General features: G+C 59.7%; 15 protein-coding genes and 1 tRNA gene. 8 read left to right on the top strand and 8 right to left on the bottom strand.

Annotated elements, in window-relative coordinates; all coding sequences use genetic code 11:
- Positions 1-202: 202 nt before the first annotated feature.
- Positions 203-2,236, top strand: a complete 2,034-nt coding sequence (gene uvrB / locus DYI22_RS12940) for an excinuclease ABC subunit UvrB (RefSeq protein WP_228301021.1) — start codon at positions 203-205, stop codon at positions 2,234-2,236.
- A 4-nt stretch (positions 2,237-2,240) separates the two neighbouring features.
- Here the strand turns inward: uvrB and rimI are convergent, their stop codons facing one another.
- Positions 2,241-3,353, bottom strand: a complete 1,113-nt coding sequence (gene rimI, locus DYI22_RS12935; protein WP_213478512.1) for a ribosomal protein S18-alanine N-acetyltransferase — start codon at positions 3,351-3,353, stop codon at positions 2,241-2,243.
- Between the two features lie 196 nt (positions 3,354-3,549).
- On the opposite strand from rimI, the gene DYI22_RS12930 reads away from it, so the two are divergent.
- Positions 3,550-5,049 (top strand): RimK family protein, encoded by a 1,500-nt coding sequence (locus DYI22_RS12930; protein WP_213478511.1) that lies wholly within the window; start codon positions 3,550-3,552, stop codon positions 5,047-5,049.
- Here the strand turns inward: DYI22_RS12930 and DYI22_RS12925 are convergent.
- Positions 5,046-6,206 carry a cation diffusion facilitator family transporter gene (locus DYI22_RS12925; RefSeq protein ID WP_213478510.1) on the bottom strand — a complete coding sequence of 387 codons (1,161 nt, stop codon included), beginning with the start codon at positions 6,204-6,206 and terminating at the stop codon, positions 5,046-5,048. The two genes, DYI22_RS12930 and DYI22_RS12925, sit on opposite strands and share 4 nt — an antisense overlap.
- 408 nt (positions 6,207-6,614) lie before the next feature.
- On the opposite strand from DYI22_RS12925, the gene DYI22_RS12920 reads away from it, so the two are divergent.
- Complete coding sequence (locus DYI22_RS12920; protein WP_213478509.1) at positions 6,615-7,640, top strand: quinone-dependent dihydroorotate dehydrogenase; 1,026 nt, start codon at positions 6,615-6,617, stop codon at positions 7,638-7,640.
- A gap of 188 nt (positions 7,641-7,828) precedes the next feature.
- Here DYI22_RS12920 and rmf read toward each other — a convergent pair whose 3' ends face one another.
- Entirely contained in the window at positions 7,829-8,038 is a 210-nt protein-coding gene (gene rmf / locus DYI22_RS12915) for a ribosome modulation factor (RefSeq protein WP_213478508.1), read from the bottom strand.
- 319 nt (positions 8,039-8,357) lie between these two features.
- Here rmf and rlmKL point away from each other — a divergent pair, with 319 nt between their 5' ends.
- Positions 8,358-10,532, top strand: a complete 2,175-nt coding sequence (gene rlmKL / locus DYI22_RS12910; RefSeq protein ID WP_213478507.1) for a bifunctional 23S rRNA (guanine(2069)-N(7))-methyltransferase RlmK/23S rRNA (guanine(2445)-N(2))-methyltransferase RlmL — start codon at positions 8,358-8,360, stop codon at positions 10,530-10,532.
- A 27-nt stretch (positions 10,533-10,559) separates the two neighbouring features.
- Here the strand turns inward: rlmKL and DYI22_RS12905 are convergent, their stop codons facing one another.
- Complete coding sequence (locus DYI22_RS12905; RefSeq protein ID WP_213478506.1) at positions 10,560-11,162, bottom strand: outer membrane beta-barrel protein; 603 nt, start codon at positions 11,160-11,162, stop codon at positions 10,560-10,562.
- A gap of 109 nt (positions 11,163-11,271) precedes the next feature.
- Positions 11,272-11,754 (bottom strand): hypothetical protein, encoded by a 483-nt coding sequence (locus tag DYI22_RS12900; RefSeq protein ID WP_213478505.1) that lies wholly within the window; start codon positions 11,752-11,754, stop codon positions 11,272-11,274.
- An 84-nt stretch (positions 11,755-11,838) separates the two neighbouring features.
- Here DYI22_RS12900 and DYI22_RS12895 point away from each other — a divergent pair, with 84 nt between their 5' ends.
- Complete coding sequence (locus DYI22_RS12895) at positions 11,839-13,128, top strand: M18 family aminopeptidase (RefSeq protein ID WP_213478504.1); 1,290 nt, start codon at positions 11,839-11,841, stop codon at positions 13,126-13,128.
- A 56-nt stretch (positions 13,129-13,184) separates the two neighbouring features.
- On the opposite strand, the gene DYI22_RS12890 is transcribed toward DYI22_RS12895, so the two are convergent.
- Positions 13,185-13,260, bottom strand: a tRNA-Asn gene (locus DYI22_RS12890).
- Positions 13,261-13,330: 70 nt separating this feature from the next.
- On the opposite strand from DYI22_RS12890, the gene DYI22_RS12885 reads away from it, so the two are divergent.
- On the top strand, positions 13,331-14,332 hold the full coding sequence (locus DYI22_RS12885) for a YheT family hydrolase (RefSeq protein WP_323132913.1): 1,002 nt from the start codon (positions 13,331-13,333) through the stop codon (positions 14,330-14,332).
- Between the two features lie 36 nt (positions 14,333-14,368).
- Here DYI22_RS12885 and DYI22_RS12880 read toward each other — a convergent pair whose 3' ends face one another.
- On the bottom strand, positions 14,369-15,010 hold the full coding sequence (locus DYI22_RS12880) for an arylesterase (RefSeq protein ID WP_213478503.1): 642 nt from the start codon (positions 15,008-15,010) through the stop codon (positions 14,369-14,371).
- 84 nt (positions 15,011-15,094) lie between these two features.
- Between DYI22_RS12880 and DYI22_RS12875 the strand changes: the two genes are divergently transcribed.
- Both DYI22_RS12875 and DYI22_RS12870 read left to right on the top strand, forming a co-directional pair.
- Positions 15,095-15,787: an ABC transporter ATP-binding protein gene (locus DYI22_RS12875; protein ID WP_213478612.1), complete on the top strand. Its 693-nt coding sequence runs from the start codon at positions 15,095-15,097 to the stop codon at positions 15,785-15,787.
- The gene (locus DYI22_RS12870) at positions 15,787-18,273 is read left to right on the top strand and encodes an ABC transporter permease (protein WP_213478502.1); all 2,487 of its coding nucleotides are present in this window, start codon (positions 15,787-15,789) and stop codon (positions 18,271-18,273) included. The genes DYI22_RS12875 and DYI22_RS12870 overlap by 1 nt, the downstream gene beginning before the upstream one ends.
- 9 nt (positions 18,274-18,282) lie before the next feature.
- Here the strand turns inward: DYI22_RS12870 and DYI22_RS12865 are convergent, their stop codons facing one another.
- Complete coding sequence (locus tag DYI22_RS12865; RefSeq protein WP_213478501.1) at positions 18,283-19,068, bottom strand: substrate-binding periplasmic protein; 786 nt, start codon at positions 19,066-19,068, stop codon at positions 18,283-18,285.
- Positions 19,069-19,229 lie beyond the last annotated feature (161 nt).

The following is a 19,229-nucleotide window of genomic DNA, read 5'->3' as shown; positions in this document are numbered from 1 at the left end:
TCCTTAAAGCTGCGTCTGATAGGGCTCCGACACGCCGGCATCCCGTTGTTCCGGAAGGTCCGCCGGCGGTCGTTGATCGCAGTGATGGTACCATGAAGCCAGCGTAACGATAAATTTCTCTGTAAACTGCAATGATTGAAATTCTGAACCCTTCACCGGAGGTTGTCCGCCGCTTATGGCTACTTCAGAAACCGGCGCGCTGATGAAAGACGGTGCGTTCAAGGTCGATTCCCCATTCCAGCCGGCGGGTGACCAGCCCAAGGCGATTGAGGGCCTGGTGGATGGTATCCAGTCCGGGCTTGCCCATCAGACCCTGCTCGGGGTGACCGGCTCCGGCAAAACGTTCACTGTCGCCAATGTGATCCAGCAGGTGCAGCGTCCCACCATCATCATGGCGCACAACAAGACTCTGGCGGCACAGCTGTACGGCGAGTTCCGGGAGTTCTTCCCGGACAACGCGGTCGAGTACTTCGTTTCCTACTACGACTATTATCAGCCGGAAGCCTATGTGCCGTCGTCGGATACGTTCATTGAAAAAGACGCGTCCATCAACGAGCACATCGAGCAGATGCGGCTTTCCGCCACCAAGGCACTGCTGGAGCGCCCCGACGCCATCATCGTGGCGACGGTGTCGTCCATTTACGGTCTCGGCGATCCGCAGTCCTACCTGAAGATGATGCTGCATCTGGATCGCGGCGATCAGATTGATCAGCGTTATATCCTGCGGCGCCTGGCGGAATTGCAGTACACCCGCAACGACATTGAATTTCATCGGGCCAATTACCGCGTGCGCGGTGATGTGATCGACGTGTTCCCGGCGGAATCCGAAAAAGAAGCGATCCGCATCGAGCTGTTTGACGACGAGGTGGAGAACCTGAGCTATTTTGACCCGCTCACCGGCGAGGTGCTGCGGCGGGTGCCACGGGTGACGATCTATCCCAAGTCTCATTATGTGACACCACGGCAAACGGTGCTGGACGCGGTCGAACACATCAAGGTGGAGCTGGACGGGCGGTTGCAGCAACTGCGGGACAACAACCGCCTGGTGGAAGCGCAACGTCTGGAAGAGCGTACGCGCTATGACATCGAAATGATGCTGGAGCTGGGCTACTGCAACGGTATCGAGAACTACTCCCGTTACCTCTCGGGGCGGCGGCCTGGCGAAGCGCCGCCGACCCTGTTCGACTATCTTCCCCCCAATGCGCTGTTGGTGGTGGACGAATCCCACGTCACCATTCCCCAGATCGGTGCCATGTACAAAGGTGACCGTTCCCGCAAGGAAACCCTGGTGGAGTATGGCTTCCGGCTGCCCTCGGCTCTGGACAACCGGCCCATGCGGTTTGACGAATGGGAGCGCATTGCGCCCCAGATGATTTTTGTTTCTGCCACGCCCGGAAACTACGAGGCCGAGCACGCCGGGCAGGTGGTTGAACAGGTGGTCCGCCCGACGGGGCTGCTGGACCCGGAAATCGAAGTGCGCCCCGCCTCGACCCAGGTGGACGATCTGCTGTCGGAAATCCGCGCGCGCACTGCCGTCAGCGAACGGGTACTGGTCACCACCCTGACCAAGCGCATGGCGGAGGATCTGACCGACTTCCTGATGGAACACGACATTCGCGTCCGCTATCTGCATTCGGACATTGATACGGTGGAGCGGGTGGAGATCATTCGTGATCTGCGTAAGGGTGAGTTTGACGTGCTGGTCGGTATCAACCTGTTGCGGGAAGGGCTGGATATGCCGGAAGTCTCGTTGGTGGCGATACTCGATGCCGACAAGGAAGGCTTCCTGCGGTCCGAACGGTCGCTGATTCAGACCATTGGCCGTGCCGCCCGCAACATCCATGGCAAGGCAATCCTGTATGGCGACCGCATAACCGGGTCGATGCAGAAGGCCATCGACGAAACTGAACGCCGCCGCAGCAAACAGGAAGCCCACAACCTGGAGCAGGGCATCACGCCCCAGGGGCTGAACAAGAAGATTGCCGATATCATGGAAGGCGCCGGTGGTGGCGGTCGGGGCCGACGCAAGGCTGAGCGGCCGGGCCAGAAAGCGGCGGAGGAAGCCGAGCAATACCGTGCACGAACCGGCAACAAGTCACCGCAGGAGGTACTCAAGGAAGTGGCGCGGCTGGAGGATGAGATGTACAAGGCCGCGTCGGAACTGGATTTTGAGACCGCGGCCCGTCTGCGGGATGATATCGCCGAGCTGAAAGAGGCTGCGCTGCGAACCGGCTAAGCGCCTAGCGGGGTGGCCCGACGATCACCGCAGCCTGCAATGGCTGGTTGCTGCCATAGCGGGACATCCGGTCAAACACCCGCCGGTCGATGGGCAGATACTGCTTGTCGGCCACGGTCTCACCGGCGTCCACATCGATTTCCGGGTCGTGCAGGTACACGAACTGATTGTCGATGGCGCACACGGTTACCCAGTGAGGTACACGGCTGCGGTTCAGCTGCCAGGTGCTGATCAGAATGACGGGCACGCGCCCTTCCTCGAGTGCCTCCTCCATTCCGGCCAGAGTCAGCGGGTCGTGGTGCAGCTGGATGCCGGTCTGGCCTATGTCGTGCAGAAAGCCCTCATGCACCAGTTCCAGGACCCGTTTCTTGTCGTCATTCCTCACCGTATCCTTGAACAGCGCTCCTTCCTTGCTGATCCAGGCGCTGGCGTGAAAGCCGCGATTCCAGGCTGCCAGCGCAAGCCCGTGGGGGCCGCAACCGCCATGCCCCGCCAGCATGAAAATTGTGGTGGCTTCGCGCCAGATTCTGAGCTCTTCGAGGGTGGTCACCGGCTGCTGCTCGTCGAGCGTGGCCATGGCCATAATCAGTGCGGCCGGGCCGCAGGAAAATTCCGTGGTCTGAGGGTAATAAGGTACCTTGGGAAACTGCCGCGTCGGTTCATAGAACAGAATTCGCCGCTCGAAGCGAAGGGCATCGCCATGGTCCTCGTAATAATCCCGGTAGGTACCGAACTGGCGATAACCTAGGCGACGGTAAAGCGCAATGGCGGCGCTGTTGTCCTCGCGCACCTCCAGTCGCATCACAATACGGTCGGCGTCAGCGGCTTCTTTTTCTGCGGCCCGTATCAGTTTCTCGCCCACGCCGCGGCCGCGCGCATCCGGACACACCGCAATGGAGTAGATTCTTGCCAATCGTGTTGCGGCGTTCATCAGAACGAGGCAGTAGCCAAGCAGCTGATCATCCAGTTCCGCAACAATGAGGCGGTCCCGTGGCATGTCCAGAAACCGGCGGAAACTCCGGCGCGAAAGCCGGTCTGCACTGAAGCTACGGTTTTCCAGCGCCATGAGGGCGTCCAGGTCATGGTTGCTGGCCAGGCGCAGGGTTACATCGGACATAGAACGGTGCCTTGGGTACGTCGTGGTCGGGCCGGCTCGCAGGCTTCCCGTATCCGGCTATTATGGTAGAGAGTCTTGCAGGCGCAAAGTGCGCCATTATGCGTAAAAGCACGCATCTTCAAGGGATTGTACGGGTGCAGGGCCAAGCGTATTGTTGCCGGCAAATCAAAGGGATTTATCCTCAAGGAGGAACTTCATGTCCCGTTTGCTCATCGTAGTGGACCGCGCCAAAGACTGGGCGCCGTATTACCCCAGTGAAGACGTGTTGAGCTTTGACCAGTACCTTCAGTTTTCTTCGCCGGCGACCAGCCGCGTACGGGTCATCAACCTGTGCCAGAGTGCAAAGTATCTGAGCCGGGGCTACTACTGTTCGCTTCTGGCAGAAGCGCGAGGTCACCACGTGGTGCCGTCGGTGATGACCCTGAACGACCTCAGCCGAAAAGGGTTGTTCTCGTTGCAGCTCGATGAGCTCGATGCCAGCGTCACCAACTGGCTGGACGCCGCCGGCTCCGAGATTGATCCGGCCAGTGACGAGCGCCACGCAACACACGAAGTGCGGATCCGTACCTATTTCGGCCAGGCCGAGCACCCCGACCTGAAGCCGGTGGCCCGTGCGCTGTTCGAGCGGTTTCCCTGTCCGATTCTGGAGGTCGTCTTCAAGCGCCGGAAAAACTGGCAGATTGAGTCCATGAAGCCGGCGGCGCCGGCCGATCTCAGCGAGCAGGAGCAGGACGTTTTCGCCTCGGCGTTTGATCGCTTCAGCAGCATGGTTTGGCGTAAACCCCGCACCCGTCGCCGCTACCGCTTTGATCTGGCGGTGCTGGTTAACCCGGAAGAGGAAATGCCGCCGAGCGACAAGGTGGCCCTCGGCCGGTTCGAGAAGGCCGGGCGTAAGCTGGGGATTAACGTGGAGCAGATCAGTCGCCGGGATTATATGCGCCTGCCGGAATACGACGGGCTGTTTATCCGTGAAACCACCGCCATCGACCACCACACCTACCGGTTTGCCCGCAAGGCCGAGGCCGAGGGCATGGTGGTGATCGACGACCCCGTTTCTATCCTGCGCTGCACCAACAAGGTGTTTCTTGCAGATTTGTTGAAGAACAACAAAGTGCCTACGCCGAAAACCCTGATTCTCTCCAAAGACCAGAAGGATGCGGCTGAGCAGGTGGTTCGCGAGCTTGGGTTTCCGGTGGTGATCAAGATTCCCGATGGCGCATTTTCCCGCGGGGTGACCAAGGCGGAGGATGAAAAAACACTGAAGGCGGGGCTGAAGGAGCTGTTCCGGCAGTCCGCACTGGTGCTCGCGCAGGAATATCTCTATACCGATTACGACTGGCGCATCGGCGTGCTGGGCGGGCGGGCCATATACGCGTGCAAGTATTACATGGTCAAAGGCCACTGGCAGATCTACCAGCACGGCGGGCCGCAAGTGGACAGCGGTGGCTTCGAAACCATGCCCACCTATGAAGTGCCACGCAATGTCATTCAGGCGGCGCTGAATGCCACCCGTCTGATTGGCAATGGACTGTACGGTGTGGACATCAAACAATCCGGCAACCGGGTGGCGGTCATCGAAGTCAACGACAACCCCAGTATCGATGCGGGCGTGGAGGACCGATTCCTCGGTGGCGAGCTCTACACACTGATCATGCAGGAGTTTCTGTCGCGAATGGAAGACAACCGCCGGCGTTAACGGGAGCTGTACCAGATCCGCACACTGCCGAACCAGGGGTAGTCCGCAAGCTGCTGGTTTACCTCAGCGCTCTCCAGCTGCGGTGCATCGCCGGCGTTGTCAACGAACAGCTCCATGTGGACCTTGTTTCGGAGGTAGTGCAGGCGAAGCCGCGTGTGGGGCGGCAATTCCCCCAGGTGTTCGGCAAGCAGGCTGCGAATGGCTTCCCGTGAGGGTAGCCGCTCGGACGTCTGCAGGTGCTCCTGATCATTTTCCGCGTCGATATGGAAGTTGATGTCGCGAATGTTATCCAGGGCGTCCCGCATTCCTGCCACTACCTGCATGCCGATCTGATGACCCTCGGAGACACTGATCTCCGGGGGCACCACCAGATGAATGTCCAGCAGGATGTCATGCCCCATGCGTCGACTGCGTAGCTCATGCACATTCCGCACACCTTCGGTATCGCGGGCAATTCGCTTCAGCATGTCGGTGTCCTCTGGTGACAGGCCGGTATCGACCAACTCCTTCACCGCATCCCAGGTAAACGTCCAGCCAATGTGCATCACGATTCCGGCGATTGCCACGGCTGCCAGGATGTCCAGCCAGACCCAGCCGCTCATTGCACCGACCGTTGAAAACAGCACAATAACGGACGAAAACGCGTCGGTACGGCTGTGCCAGGCATTGGCTATGATCAGGTCGGAGCGGATCGCCTGGCCTACACGACGGGTATAGCGATAGATCCATTCTTTGCCAGCAACCGACGCTGCCGCGGCGACCAGCACCGGCCAGCCGGGGACCTGATCGGCGGCGCCTTCGATCAGTCGCAGAACGTTATCCCACGCCAGCGCTGCCCCGACGGCAATCAGGATACTGCCGAGAACCATGGTGCCCATCGTCTCGATGCGCTGATGGCCATAGGGGTGGTTCTGATCCGGCGCCTGGCGGGAAACCCTCATTACCCCGAGAACAACCAGGTCTGATGCAACATCGCTGAAGGAGTGAATGCCATCGACAATCAGCGCCTGGGAATGAAAAAGTGCACCGGCAATGACTTTGATCACCCCCAGTACCGCATCCAGCACCATGCCGATGATGGTCACCCTTGAGGCGGCGTGTCGCTCAGCCTGTAAGTCCGGCGGGTGAGAAACGGGGGAGGTTGACGGGAGTGTCATCGCATGACTCTTCAGCAGGTTTGTTGGCCATTATAGCGGTAAAATCGGGCTTGATCGGGGTAACAGGAAAAATGGTACATGTGTGTGAATTATGCACACCGTGACAAAACGGTGAATTCGCCACATTGTGTCGGCACAGCCTGGCCTTTTATGCAAATGCTTTGTATCTCATTGAAAATAATATAAAAAATAACTGGTTAAAAAATGATCAATCTGTAGGCTGGCGCAGTTATCAAGGGATGGCAACCGTTGCCCCGCGATTTTGCACAGGTTTATCCACAGATTCCGTGGAAAAGCTTACAGGACGTCCACGTTACGGGCATTTGCGGGGTAAATAAGCAGGTTAGAGGATGCTGTGGACAACTTCCGGTATACTCCGCGACACTCAAAGGCAGGGAGTTTTGTTCGATGTACGGTGTTATCCGCAACCTTTTGTTCCGCTTGCCCCCTGAGCAGGCCCACAACCTGGCACTGTCCGGGCTCGATCTCGCCAACCGGATGGGGTTGCTCAAGGCATGCTCGCCAAAAATAGATGCATGCCCGGTAAATGTTATGGGGCTGGACTTCCCAACCCCAGTTGGGCTGGCGGCAGGCCTTGATAAAAACGCGGACCATCTCGACGCCCTGGGTTCCCTGGGATTCGGTTTTATCGAAGTGGGCACGGTTACCCCGCGGGCACAACCGGGTAACCCCAGACCACGCATGTTCCGCTTGCCCGAGCACCAGGCCATCATAAACCGTATGGGGTTCAACAATGAGGGCCTGGAGCACCTGCTGGCGCAAGTGGACAAGCGCCAGTACCGCGGCATACTCGGGATCAATGTGGGCAAGAACAAGGATACGCCGAACGACGAATCCGAATCGGACTATCGCAAGGGCATCGCCGCGGTCTACTCCCGGGCGGATTACATCACCGTGAACGTGTCGTCGCCGAATACCCCGGGGCTGCGTGATCTGCAATTCGGAGATTCTCTCAAGCGGCTGCTGGATGCCATCAAGGAGGAGCAGGGCAGTTGCGCACAGAACCACGGTCGTTACGTGCCAATTGCCGTCAAGATCGCGCCTGATATGGACGATGACGGCATTCGCTTTGTGGCGGCAGCACTGCGCGCATCGGGGCTGGATGGTGTTATTGCCACCAATACAACGATCAGCCGAGACGCAGTGCAGGGGCATGTCCATGCCGGAGAAGCCGGTGGCCTGAGCGGCGCGCCGGTACGGGAGGCATCGCTGCGGGTTATACGTGCGCTGCACGCGGAGCTGGGCGAGGATCTGCCGATTATTGGCGTGGGCGGCATTGTGGATGGTGTGAGTGCTGCCGAGAAAATTCAGGCGGGTGCCAAACTGGTTCAGCTTTACACCGGCTTTATTTATCGTGGCCCCGGTCTGATCAAAGAGGCGGTTGAGGCCATACGGCAACTGCCGAAATCCTGAACGGTGGCTGGGATGCGTGAGTAAACAGGGGAAATAAGATGGGCCCGCTAAGCGGGCCCGTGCGGGGAATGAACCCCGTGGCGCTTCATCGCATGGTACGGGTCGGGAGAACCCGTTTCGGTTGCTCTGAGTACTGCGTCAAATTGTGTGTTCAAAAGATCAGATTAAAGATCGGGGTTAGCGGACTGTCACGCTGTGACGTTTGCCAGTTTGTGGATGCCGGATACGCCGGTCATGCCCTCCCATTGATCTGTGCGGCCTTCACGCCACCCGTTTAACCATTCCTGGCGGACTTCCGCCTGCTCTAACGGGCAACTGTCTTTGGATTTGCCGGACACGCCGGCCAGGTAACCCCGTTTGAATGCACGAGCGTACATATCTCTTTTCTGTCTTTTCATGCCGTTCCTCACTGATGGATTAACAGAACAAGCGTGTACACATCTACTGTGGCCCAGGCATGTGGCTTCCCTCCGGGATTATCCACTATTGCCAGCTCCGGCCAGAGCAGTCAGGATCCTGTTAACGGAGAAGCTTTCAAGCTCTCCCGAACGACGCGTCTCTTACAAGGTAGTTCGAACCTCGCGCCGATGTACACTAATTATTTCATCTATATGACGTTGCTCTTATAGTTGTGTGACATAACGAACCGGCGTTTTCCGTGAGAAAATGCTCTATTCCATGCAGTTAGCCGAACACCGATATCCTCTGGAGTTGAATTTGTCTCATTCTGTCTTTTTCGTAACCTGTCCGAAGGGCGTTGAATACCTTCTGGCGGATGAACTTCGCTCCTTCGGCATGGAGCCGGTGCGGAATGCGCCCGCGGGCGTGTGGGCAGAAGGGCCGCTGGAAAGCGGTTATCGGGCATGCCTGTGGTCGCGGCTGGCCAACCGGGTGATCCTCCATATCGACGAGGTCAATGCCACCAGCGGTGACGAGCTGTACGACGGCGTGGTGCATCTCGACTGGCAGCAACACATTCCCGCCAGTGGCAGTTTTCGGGTTACGTTCCTGGGGCAGAACGAGGCGATTCGCAACACCCAGTACGGCGCCCAGCGGGTCAAGGATGGCATTGTTGACCGTATGCGTTCGGGCAGCGGGCAGCGCCCGTCCGTGGATGCCAAAAATCCGGATGTCACCATTTCAGCGCGCCTCAATCGGGGCCAGCTATCCCTCGGCCTGGATCTGAGCGGGCACAGCCTGCACATGCGTGGTTATCGCACAGACAAAGGCGTGGCACCGCTGAAGGAGAATCTGGCGGCGGCGCTCCTGCTGAGGGGGGGCTGGCCGGAGATAGCGAAAGCCGGCGGCGATTTCATCGACCCGATGTGTGGCTCCGGAACGCTGGTGATCGAAGCGGCCCTGATGGCGCTGGATATTGCGCCGGGGCGGAATACCGACCGCTTCGGTTTTGAAAGCTGGCCGGGTCATCAGCCGGAGCTGTGGTTGCAGCTGCGCCAGGAAGCAGAGCGCCGCGCCTATGAGGGAAAACAGGGCAAGCTGCCGCGCTTTGCCGGTTACGACCAGGACAGTCGGGTGATTGCCACGGCGTGGAAGAATATCCAGCGAGCTGGGTTGGATGGGCTGGTGCATGTTGAGTGCCGGCCCATTGAAAGCTTCGAACGTGACGGCGAATGGTCGCAGCAGGGGCTGGTGCTGACCAACCCGCCCTACGGTGAGCGGCTGAGTGAGCGAAAGGAGCTGGGGGCGCTATATCAGGCCCTGGGAGAGGCGGTGAAGGCTGCTGTGCCCGGCTGGCGTCTCGGGGTCTTTACCGGTGCTCCGGAGTTTGGCCGTTCCATTGGATTGCGGAGCTACAAACAGTACAACCTGTTTAACGCCAAGCTGCCGGCACAGCTGTTATTGTTCAGCGTGGATCAGGCCAGCGCGATGACGCCTCGGGAGCCGGGAACCCCCGGTGAAATTCAGCCCCGGATTGCCAATGAAGAACGGGCTGCCATGCTGCGGAACCGGCTGAAAAAGAACCTCAAGACGGTAGGTCAGTGGGCCCGCAAGCAGGGCATCGAGTGCTACCGGCTGTACGATGCCGATATGCCCGAATTTGCCCTCGCCATCGACATCTATGACGGCCGGGTACACGTTCAGGAGTATGCGGCACCCAAGTCTGTGGACGAGCGTTCCGCCCGGGAACGATTGGCGGAAGCGCTGGCTGTGATTCCGGAGGCGCTCGGTATCGAGCGCCGTGACATGGTCTGCAAGCAGCGCCAGCGCCAGGCCGGCACCTCCCAGTATGAAAAGCAGGCGGCCAGCGGTGAGTTTTTCAATGTGCACGAGCATGGCTGTGTGCTGAAGGTGAACCTCAAGGATTATCTGGACACCGGGCTGTTCCTGGATCATCGCCCCGTGCGCCACTGGATTCAGCAACACGCCGGCGGCAAACGCTTCCTGAATCTGTTCTGTTACACCGGTGCAGCTACGGTGCATGCGGCCGTGGGCGGTGCCAGCCGGTCACTGAGCCTGGATATGTCCAGAACTTACGTGCAATGGGCGGAAGACAATCTGGCGTTGAATCGCGTGGATGCGCGCCATCATCGGGTGGAGCAGGCCGATTGCCTGGCCTGGCTGGCGGCGAAGCCGTCAGCGGATCAGCGGTTTGACCTGATCTTTATGGATCCGCCGACCTTCTCCAACTCCGCGCGCATGGCGGGCGTGCTGGACATCCAGAAGGACCATGGGCGGTTGATCCGGCAGGCAATGCAGCGGCTTACCTCCGAAGGGTTGCTGATATTCTCCAACAACTTCCGGCGTTTCAAGCTGGACGAGGCGCTGGAGCAAGCGTTCGCCGTGGAGGAGGTGTCTGGGGCCACCATCGACAAGGATTTCCAGCGCAACGCGCGGATTCACCGGTGCTGGCACATCCGCCACCGGATCTAGTTGGCGTGTCGGCTGACGGGGCGCCCGCTAGAATTCGTAGCGGACGCCGCCGGAAAACTGGAAGGTGTTGACGTCGGAGCCGGTGTCTTTGAACAGCCGCCCGCCTTCGAACACCAGAAAGCCATTATCGATCACTTCGAAATCCAGGCCGGCCAGCCAGCTGATGCTGAAGCTGCTGTCGGGAAAATCACCTTCAAGCTCCTGGAACTGCCGGTTGCCATCCGCGTCGCGGTTGGTCAGCTCGGCTTCACCGCTGATGTGCGAGAAACCGCCCTGGGCGTAAACGTTGGCATACTCGGTAATGGGGTAGTGCAGGCCAATGTACCAGCTTGCGAAGTAGTCAATGGAGAGCGTGAGGTCGCCTGTGGTTGCGTCCTTGTAGCCGCCACCGGCGCGCACTTCGGCGTGGAACAGGTCGGTGATATGGCCGCCAACCACCAGCGTTCCAGCCTGGCCCCAGGCCGCCTCATTGGAAATTTCGCCGATGCTGCGGTGATTCAGGGTGGTGGCGTACAGGCCCACGTAATGCATGTCTTCGCGGGCTTTTTCACTGGCCGCGGCGAGGTCGGCGCCGAGCAGGGCGATGGGCAGCACAGCGGCCGGCAGGGAATGTCGCAACATCTTGTTCATTGTTATGGGGTTTCCTGACGATTGCGGGTACGGGCAGATTCTGCCTTCTGTAACGGTGTGTTACGTCGACCCGCGTCACAGTTCCCTCAGCGAACCCCGGTTTGTTGCCTCAGTCCTCCAGCAGCCCTTCTTCGCGGGCCATCAGCAGCATGGAATACACGCCGTTTTCAGCGACGGTGGGTTCCAGCCCTTCATCGAACAGCAGCTGGCGACGGCGATCGTCCAGGCTGTCAGCGTCGAGGTGGGTGATCAGCTCGGTAAGCGGTGCCAGTTCAAACGGCGGCTCCATGGCAACGGCATTAAAGATCAGATCAATCAGAATCTCGTCAGGGTCCATGCCATCGGTGTAAACGGTCTGGTCGGGCAGGTCCTGGTGCAGCTCCCGCGCCAGTTCGATGATCGGTACCCCCTGTTCCTCGAGATAGCGCAGGTCCACGTCGCCCAGATCGCCGTCTTCCGGTATCCAGCTGTCATCTGGCGCAATAACGACGGTTTTCAGGCGACCATCCTCCAGCGACCAGGAGATCGCCGTGGGGAAAACGGTGTCGTCGGTCTGGCAGTACTCGATGTCGAGAAATCGTGGTAGCGGCAAGGTAAACTCCCGGTAGCATTTGGTGTGACGGGTACTGGCTTCATGCCATACTGTCGGCAGCATTATCAGTTAATCAGGAGCATCATGGAACACGCGCAGTTTAATCACGATTTGCTGAACTTTCTCGATTCCTCCCCAACACCCTGGCACGCGGTATCTACCATGCAGGCCCGTCTCGAACAGGCCGGCTTCACCGCGCTCGATGAGAAAGACGAGTGGTCGCTGGAGCCGGGTCAGGGCTACTACGTGATTCGCAACGGGTCATCGATCGTGGCCTTCCGCACGGGGCAGGGCGATGTGGTTGGCAAGGGCATCCGCATGGTGGGCGCGCATACGGACAGCCCCTGCCTGAAGGTAAAGCCGAATCCCGAACTGCGTCGCAAGGGATTCTTCCAGGTCGGCGTTGAGGTGTACGGCGGCGTGCTGCTGAACCCCTGGTTCGACCGCGACCTCTCTCTGGCCGGCCGTGTCACCCTGCTGGACGGAAGCGGCGCAGTGAAGGACACCCTGGTGGACTTCCGCAAGCCGGTGGCCTTTATTCCCAGCCTGGCCATCCACCTGGACCGGGAGGCCAACAGCAACCGCACCGTCAACGCGCAAACGGATCTCCCGCCGGTGCTGATGCAGGTTCCGGACTCCGATACCACCTCGTTTGCGTCGTTGCTGGAGCGGCAAATTGCCAGCGAAACCGGCATCGATGTGCGCAAGGTTCTCGGTTACGAGCTGAGTTTTTACGACGCCCAGGGAGCAGCTTTCGTGGGGTTGCGGGAGGAATTCATTGCCTCGGCGCGGCTGGATAACCTGCTGAGCTGCTACATCGGGTTGCAGGCGTTGCTGGATTCTTCCGGCGAAGAGCCGGCGCTGCTGGTGTGCAACGACCATGAGGAGGTGGGCAGCATGTCGGCCGAGGGCGCTCAGGGCCCATTTCTCTCAACGGTGCTGGATCGCTGGTGTGGTGTGGGCAGATCCCGCGCGATTGCCCGTTCGATGATGATCTCGGCGGATAACGCCCATGGCATTCATCCCAATTTCGCCGATCGGCATGATGAGAATCATGGGCCGCTGATCAACCAGGGGCCGGTAATCAAGGTCAACCATAACCAGCGCTACGCCAGTAACAGCCGTTCGGCCGGGGTGTATCGCCACATCAGCGACGAGCTCGGGCTGCCGTACCAGACCTTTGTGGTGCGCAGCGATATGGGGTGTGGCAGCACCATCGGGCCGTTGACCGCCGGTAATCTGGGGGTGACCACGCTGGACATCGGTGTGCCGCAACTGGGGATGCATTCGATTCGTGAGATGACCGGTGCCGAGGACGGCTATACTCTCTATCGTGTGTTGCAGGAATTCATGCAGCGGCCCCAGGTGTTCTGAGGCCCACAACGAAAAATGCCGCTGCTTTGGGTAAAGCGGCGGCATTTCGGAATAAGTGGCTCCCCGAGCTGGGCTCGAACCAGCGACAAACGGATTAACAGTCCGTTGCTCTACCAACTGAGCTATCGGGGAACAGTCGAGAGGCGCGAATATTAAGGGCTTTATGCGTCGGGGTCAACCCTCTGAATTAGAAGGTTAAATTTTGTACTATCAGTCAGCTCCCCACCCCATTCCGCCGGACATTGGCAAGCGGGTACTGCGTTACCGGCCGCCACCCTGGTTGCGCAACGGCCACGTGCAGTCCGTATGGCCGACATTATTCCGAAAGGTCAGCATGACCGAACCGCAAACAGAGGTTTTGCCGACCAGCGATGGCGACCAGCTGCATCTGGACTGGTACCGTCAGGGCAGCGATCGGCTGGCGGTGCTGTCCCATGGTCTGGAGGGGCACAGCCGCAGGCCGTACATCCTGGGCCTTGCCCGGGCGCTGCTCACCGCTGGCTGGGATGTGCTGGCGTGGAATTTCCGCTCCTGCGGCGGCGTGATGAACCTGCAGCCACGGTTTTACCACAGTGGTGCAACCGAGGATCTGGAGCGGGTGGTGAACCACGGCCTGGCGCAGAAATACAACGCGCTGTTTCTGTCAGGATTCAGCATGGGAGGCAATCTGACGCTGTTGTACCTTGGCCAGCAATCGGAACAGGTCGACAGCCGTATCTGTGGCGCTGTGGCGTATTCCGTACCTTGTGATCTGGCCGGCAGTGCCGACGAACTGGCCAAGCCGAGCCGGAAGATCTACATGCAGCGTTTTCTGCGGGACCTGAACGTCAAGATGCAGGAGAAAGCCTCGCGCTTTCCGGATCTGATCGACGTCAGCGGCTTCGAGGACATCCGCACCTTTCGCCAGTTCGACAACCGCTACACTGCGCCATTACACGGCTTCCGTGATGCCGAGGACTACTGGGCGAGCTGTTCCGCGCTGGGAAAATTGCGTGATATCCGTGTTCCCTCGCTGATGGTGAACGCGGCAGACGATCCGTTTCTCTCGCCTCGCTGTTATCCGGAATCGCGGGCGCTGCTGGGGCAGCACGTTCGTCTGGACGCGCCGCGCTGGGGCGGTCACGTCGGTTTCGTGGAGCATTCGAGAGACGGTTACTACTGGTCCGAACGGCGCGCGATTGCACACATTCAGTCGGTGGTCTGAGCCGTTGCGTCCGGTGCGCGTCTCCGCGCACCGTGATCATTTCAGCAGAGACTCCAGTTGCGGCCAGATGTTGGCCAAAAGCTGGCTCTGTGCCTCTGCAGTGGGGTGGATGCCGTCGTCCTGCATCATACCGTCCTGATCGTAGATGCCGGCAAGAAAGAACTCCACCAGCGCCGTATCGTACTGGCGGGCCAGTTTCGGGAAGATGCCGGCGAACGCCTGAGTGTAACGCTCGCCGTAATTGGGCGGGATCTGCATGCCGACCAGCAGGGGTTGCGCACCTGCTTCTCGAACCTGCTCGATCATCCTGGCCAGATTGTTTTCTATGACCTGCGGGGGAAAGCCTCGCAGGCCGTCATTACCACCCAGCTCAATAACGACCACGTCGGGGTTGTTTTGTTTCAGCAGGCGAGGTAAACGCCGCAGCCCACCGTCGGTGGTTTCTCCGCTGATGCTGGCATTGACCACCTCCCATTGCTCCAGGCCCTCGGAATCGAGGCGGGCGCGCAACAGGGCTACCCAGGCCTCGTCGGTCTGCACGCCATAGGCGGCGCTCAGGCTGTCGCCAACGATCAGTAACGTACTCTGTGCGCTGCTCTGATTTGCCTGCACCTGAGAGAAGGCAAACAGAAAAGCGAGGAAAATTATTGATCTCAGACGCAAAGATACCGTATCCATAGACAACCTGTTGAAAGACGCAAAACCAATGGAGACCCCGTGAGCAACCAGACCGACGTTCCTAGCGAAAGGCCACAGCGACCCATGCTGAAAGTCAGTAACCTGACCCATCAGGTCAGCCTGGAGACTGATACGCTCACGATCTTGCAGGGGGTCAGTCTGGAAATCAATCGTGGAGAGTCCGTAGCGATCGTAGGCCGGTCGGGGTCCGGTAAAACCACGTTACTCGGTCTGTTGGCCGGGCTCGATACGCCGACCGAAGGCACCGTTGAGCTTGATGGCGCAGTAATCAGCAAGCTGTCTGAGGACGAGCGCGCCAAGCTGCGGGCGCAGCGGGTCGGCTTTGTATTTCAGTCGTTCCAGTTGCTGCCGGCGCTGACGGCACTGGAAAACGTGATGCTGCCGCTGGAACTGGGGGGCGTGGAATCGCCCGGTAAAAAAGCCCGGGAGCTACTGGAGCGTGTTGGCCTGGGAGAGCGTCTGAACCACACGCCTCGTCAGCTCTCCGGCGGGGAGCAGCAGCGGGTGGCCATCGCCCGTGCCTTCGCTTCCGACCCGGTCGTACTGTTCGCCGATGAACCCACCGGTAACCTCGATAACCGCACGGGGCAAGCGGTGTCGGATCTGTTGATGGCGCTGAACCGGGAGCAGGGCACCACGCTGGTCATGGTGACTCACGACGAGCGCCTGGCGCGGCGGTGCGCACGGCAGTTCAACATTGAAGCGGGCGTTCTGAGCGAGCCGAACGTGCAGCGTGTTGCGGAGCCTGTGTCCTGATGGCGGCTTCCAGAAAGCTCATGTCAATTCGCCGTGACTGGCGGGAGCGAGACGTTCGGGTGGTGCTGGCGGCGTTGATGATAGCCGTCGCCACAGTAGCCACCATTGCCCTGTTTGCCAGTCAGTTGCAACGCACTCTGGTCACGTCGGCCAGCTCATTCCTCGCGGCAGACCGGCAACTGGAAGCCGAAAATGGCCGGCCAATACCGGAACGCTGGCTGGATGAAGCCCGTAACCGGCAGCTGGAGACTGGGGAGATGGTGGAGTTTTCCACCATGGTCTTTGGCGCGGACAACTTCCAGCTGGTGGCGATCAAGGCGGTCAGCAACGAATATCCTTTACGCGGGCAGATCGAGTACCAGCGTGAACCCGGCCAGCCAAGGGAACTGGTGTCCCAGGGCCCGGCACCCGGTGAAGTCTGGATCAACCCGCGTCTGCTCCGGTTACTGGATATCGAGGTAGGGGACAGCCTGGAGGTGGGTAATCTCCAACTCACTGTGTCGGGTCTGCTGGTGCGGGAACCGGACGGCGGCTTCCGCCTGTCCGCGCTGGCGCCGAGAGTGATGATGCATGTGGATGACGTGCAGGCGACCGAGGTGATTCAGGAAGGCAGTCGGGTTGAATTCGTCTATCTGTTTGCCGGTGAGGAAGCGTCGCTGGAATCCTATTACCAGTGGCTTGAGCCGCAGCTTGAGCCCAGCCACGAGTGGGAAGGGGTGAGAGACGGTGAGACGTTTTCCCGTTCCCTGCAGCGAGCTGAAAGCTTTCTGCTGCTTGGCGGCAGTCTGGCTGTGATGCTGGCGGCGGTGGCCGTTGCCGTTGCCAGTCGCCAGTACGCGCTGTCGCAGCGGGATACCGTGGCGTTGCTGAAGACCCTGGGTGTGCGCAGTCGCGGCATTGGCAACCTGTACCTCAAGCGGCTGGGGCTCTGGGGGCTGGCCGGCGCGGCGGGTGGTCTGGCCATCGCCTTGCCGCTTTACTGGCTAATGTCGCGCATACTCAGTGATGTGCTGGAGCGGGAAGTGGATTATCAGTTGGACCCGGCCGCGCTCGCACCCGCACTGCTGACAGCACTGGTGGCGCTTTTTGCGTTTGCCTATCCGCCCATCCGCCGCTTGCGGAACGTGCCGGCGATGCGGGTGTTGCGATCCCAGCCTGGCGAGTCCGGGCGGGAAGCACTCCCGGATATGGTGATTGCGGTGCTGGCGGTGTTCGGGCTGGTGTGGATGTACGCCGGCGACGTTTCTCTGGTATTGGCGCTGCTTGGTGGGCTGGCGCTGCTGCTCGGTACCCTGGCACTGCTGGGCTGGCTGATGGTGCTGAGCCTGCGCAAAATCAGCGGTGGCGGCAATGCCTGGAGGCTGGCGCTGGTCGGCTTGTATCGCCATCGTCGTGCCAGTCTGTCGCAGATGGCCGTGTTCGCCATGACACTGATGCTGGCGGCCACCCTGATTCTGGTTCGCACCTCATTGCTGGCGGATTGGCAGGCGCAATTGCCAGAGGACACGCCCAATCATTTCCTGATCAACATCGCGCCGGATATGGTCGATGACATTGACGACTTCTGGCAGGAGAGAGGGCAGCCTCTCGATACGCTCTATCCAATGGTGCGGGGACGGTTGACGGGCCTGAACGGTGATCCGGTCAGGGAAGCGGTCACCAAGGATGAAGGGGTGGGCGCGCTGAACCGGGAGCTGAACCTGACCTGGATGGATTCCCTGCCCGCTGACAACGAAATTGTCGAAGGTGAGTGGTTTGCCCCGGATCAAACCACCGGGGTATCGGTGGAAGCCGAGCTGGCGGGCCGGCTTGGACTGCAAGTCGGTGACCGGCTGACCTTCACCATCGGGTCGGAAAAGGTCACTGAACCCATCACCAGCATTCGCACTGTGCAGTGGGACAGCATGAAGCCCAACTTCTACATGGCGTTTCCGCCTGGCGGTGGGCTGGAAGCCATGCCGGCTACCTGGATCACCAGTTTCTACCTGCCCGGTGCGAACAAGTCGGCACTGAACGAGTTCTCCCGTCAGTACCCCACCGTCTCGGTGCTGGAGATTGACCACATTATCCAGCGTATCCAGGACATTGTGCAGCAGGTCACCCAGGCCATCGAGGCGATCCTGGCGTTGATTCTGGCGGCCGCGCTGGTGGTCATGGCGGCTGTGGTCAGCGCCACGCTGCGGGATCGTCAGCGGGAGGGTGCGTTGCTCCGAACCCTCGGCGGCCGACAGTCGCTGTTGGTGCGCAGCACCATGCTGGAGTTTGCGTTGCTGGGGCTGTTCGCGGGCATTCTCGGTGTGGTGGCCGCGGAGGCGGCCGTGTGGGCGCTGCAGTTCCGCATGTTCGAGGGGCAATTCCAGTGGCATTGGGCCGTGGTGCTGCCGATTCCGGTATTCAGTGCCATCGTGCTGGCACTGTTCGGGCGCTGGCAGTTGCGCCCGGTACTGAGTGTGTCGCCGATGTTGCTGTTGCGGCGGCTGGAATGATCCGGTCGCTCAGCGATAGCGGGAAAGAATGGCGTCGAGCTCGCCGCTTTCACGAATCGTTGCAAGTTCGGTGTTGAATTGCTCCGCAAAGTCGCCCCAGTCTTTGCGGAGCATGAGGCGGAACGGGAAGTTACTGATACTTTCCTCGGAGATGCGGAACTCATTCTGCCAGCCCTCGTTCAGCAGGATCCACTGACCGACCAGCCGATCTGCCACCGCCGCATCAAAGCGCTGACCGTGAAGAACAAAGGTGAACATGTCCCGGTCCCGGGAGACGTCAAAGCGTTTGATCTTTTCCGACTCGAAGTACGGTTCCAGCAGCGGGTAGGAGTAACCCAGATGAGTGACCAGCGTGCGGGAAAACAGGTCCTCGGGTTTCTGGTAGACCAGCTTTGAGGTGCTTGGAATGAACAGAACCTCCTCAATCGCCACAATGGGGTCGGTGAACAGGAACTGATCCGGGTTGGAGGTCCATTCAATGGCCCGTGGCGTGCCGTCGATGAAACCTTCAAGCAGCATCGAATCCACCCGTTTGCGGGGAACCTTCTTTGGCACCACCTGGTAGCCGATGCGCTCGGCAATCAGACTGACCACATCCCACACGATACCCGCGGGCTGCTGGTCCTTGACGATCAGGTACGGCGGGTAGCCATTGGGTGACACGTTGAAATGGAGGATTTTGCCGCTTTGCTCATTCGCGCTGACCCGCTGGGCTGGCGCCATCAGCGACAATGCCAGAAAGATCAGGAGCAGAACAGGAATCACATTGGGGCGAACGAATACACGGTTTGGCATATTGGGGGAAGGCCTCGATCTCGGAAAATGGTGCTAACCCGGCTACATCCCTGCCAGTACTCCGGTGATTGTTACTTTTTCGTAAGCCCTTTTCAATGATTTCATTGGCATGTTAAAAAAGCTGACACTGTCTGCGTCTGCTACGCCTGCTGCTACGATAA

Source organism: Marinobacter lipolyticus (assembly GCF_018424605.1).
GTDB classification, from domain to species: Bacteria; Pseudomonadota; Gammaproteobacteria; order Pseudomonadales; family Oleiphilaceae; genus Marinobacter; species Marinobacter lipolyticus_B.
The sequence above is the reverse complement of the archived record's forward strand: the minus strand, read 5'-3'. Positions and strand labels throughout refer to the sequence as shown.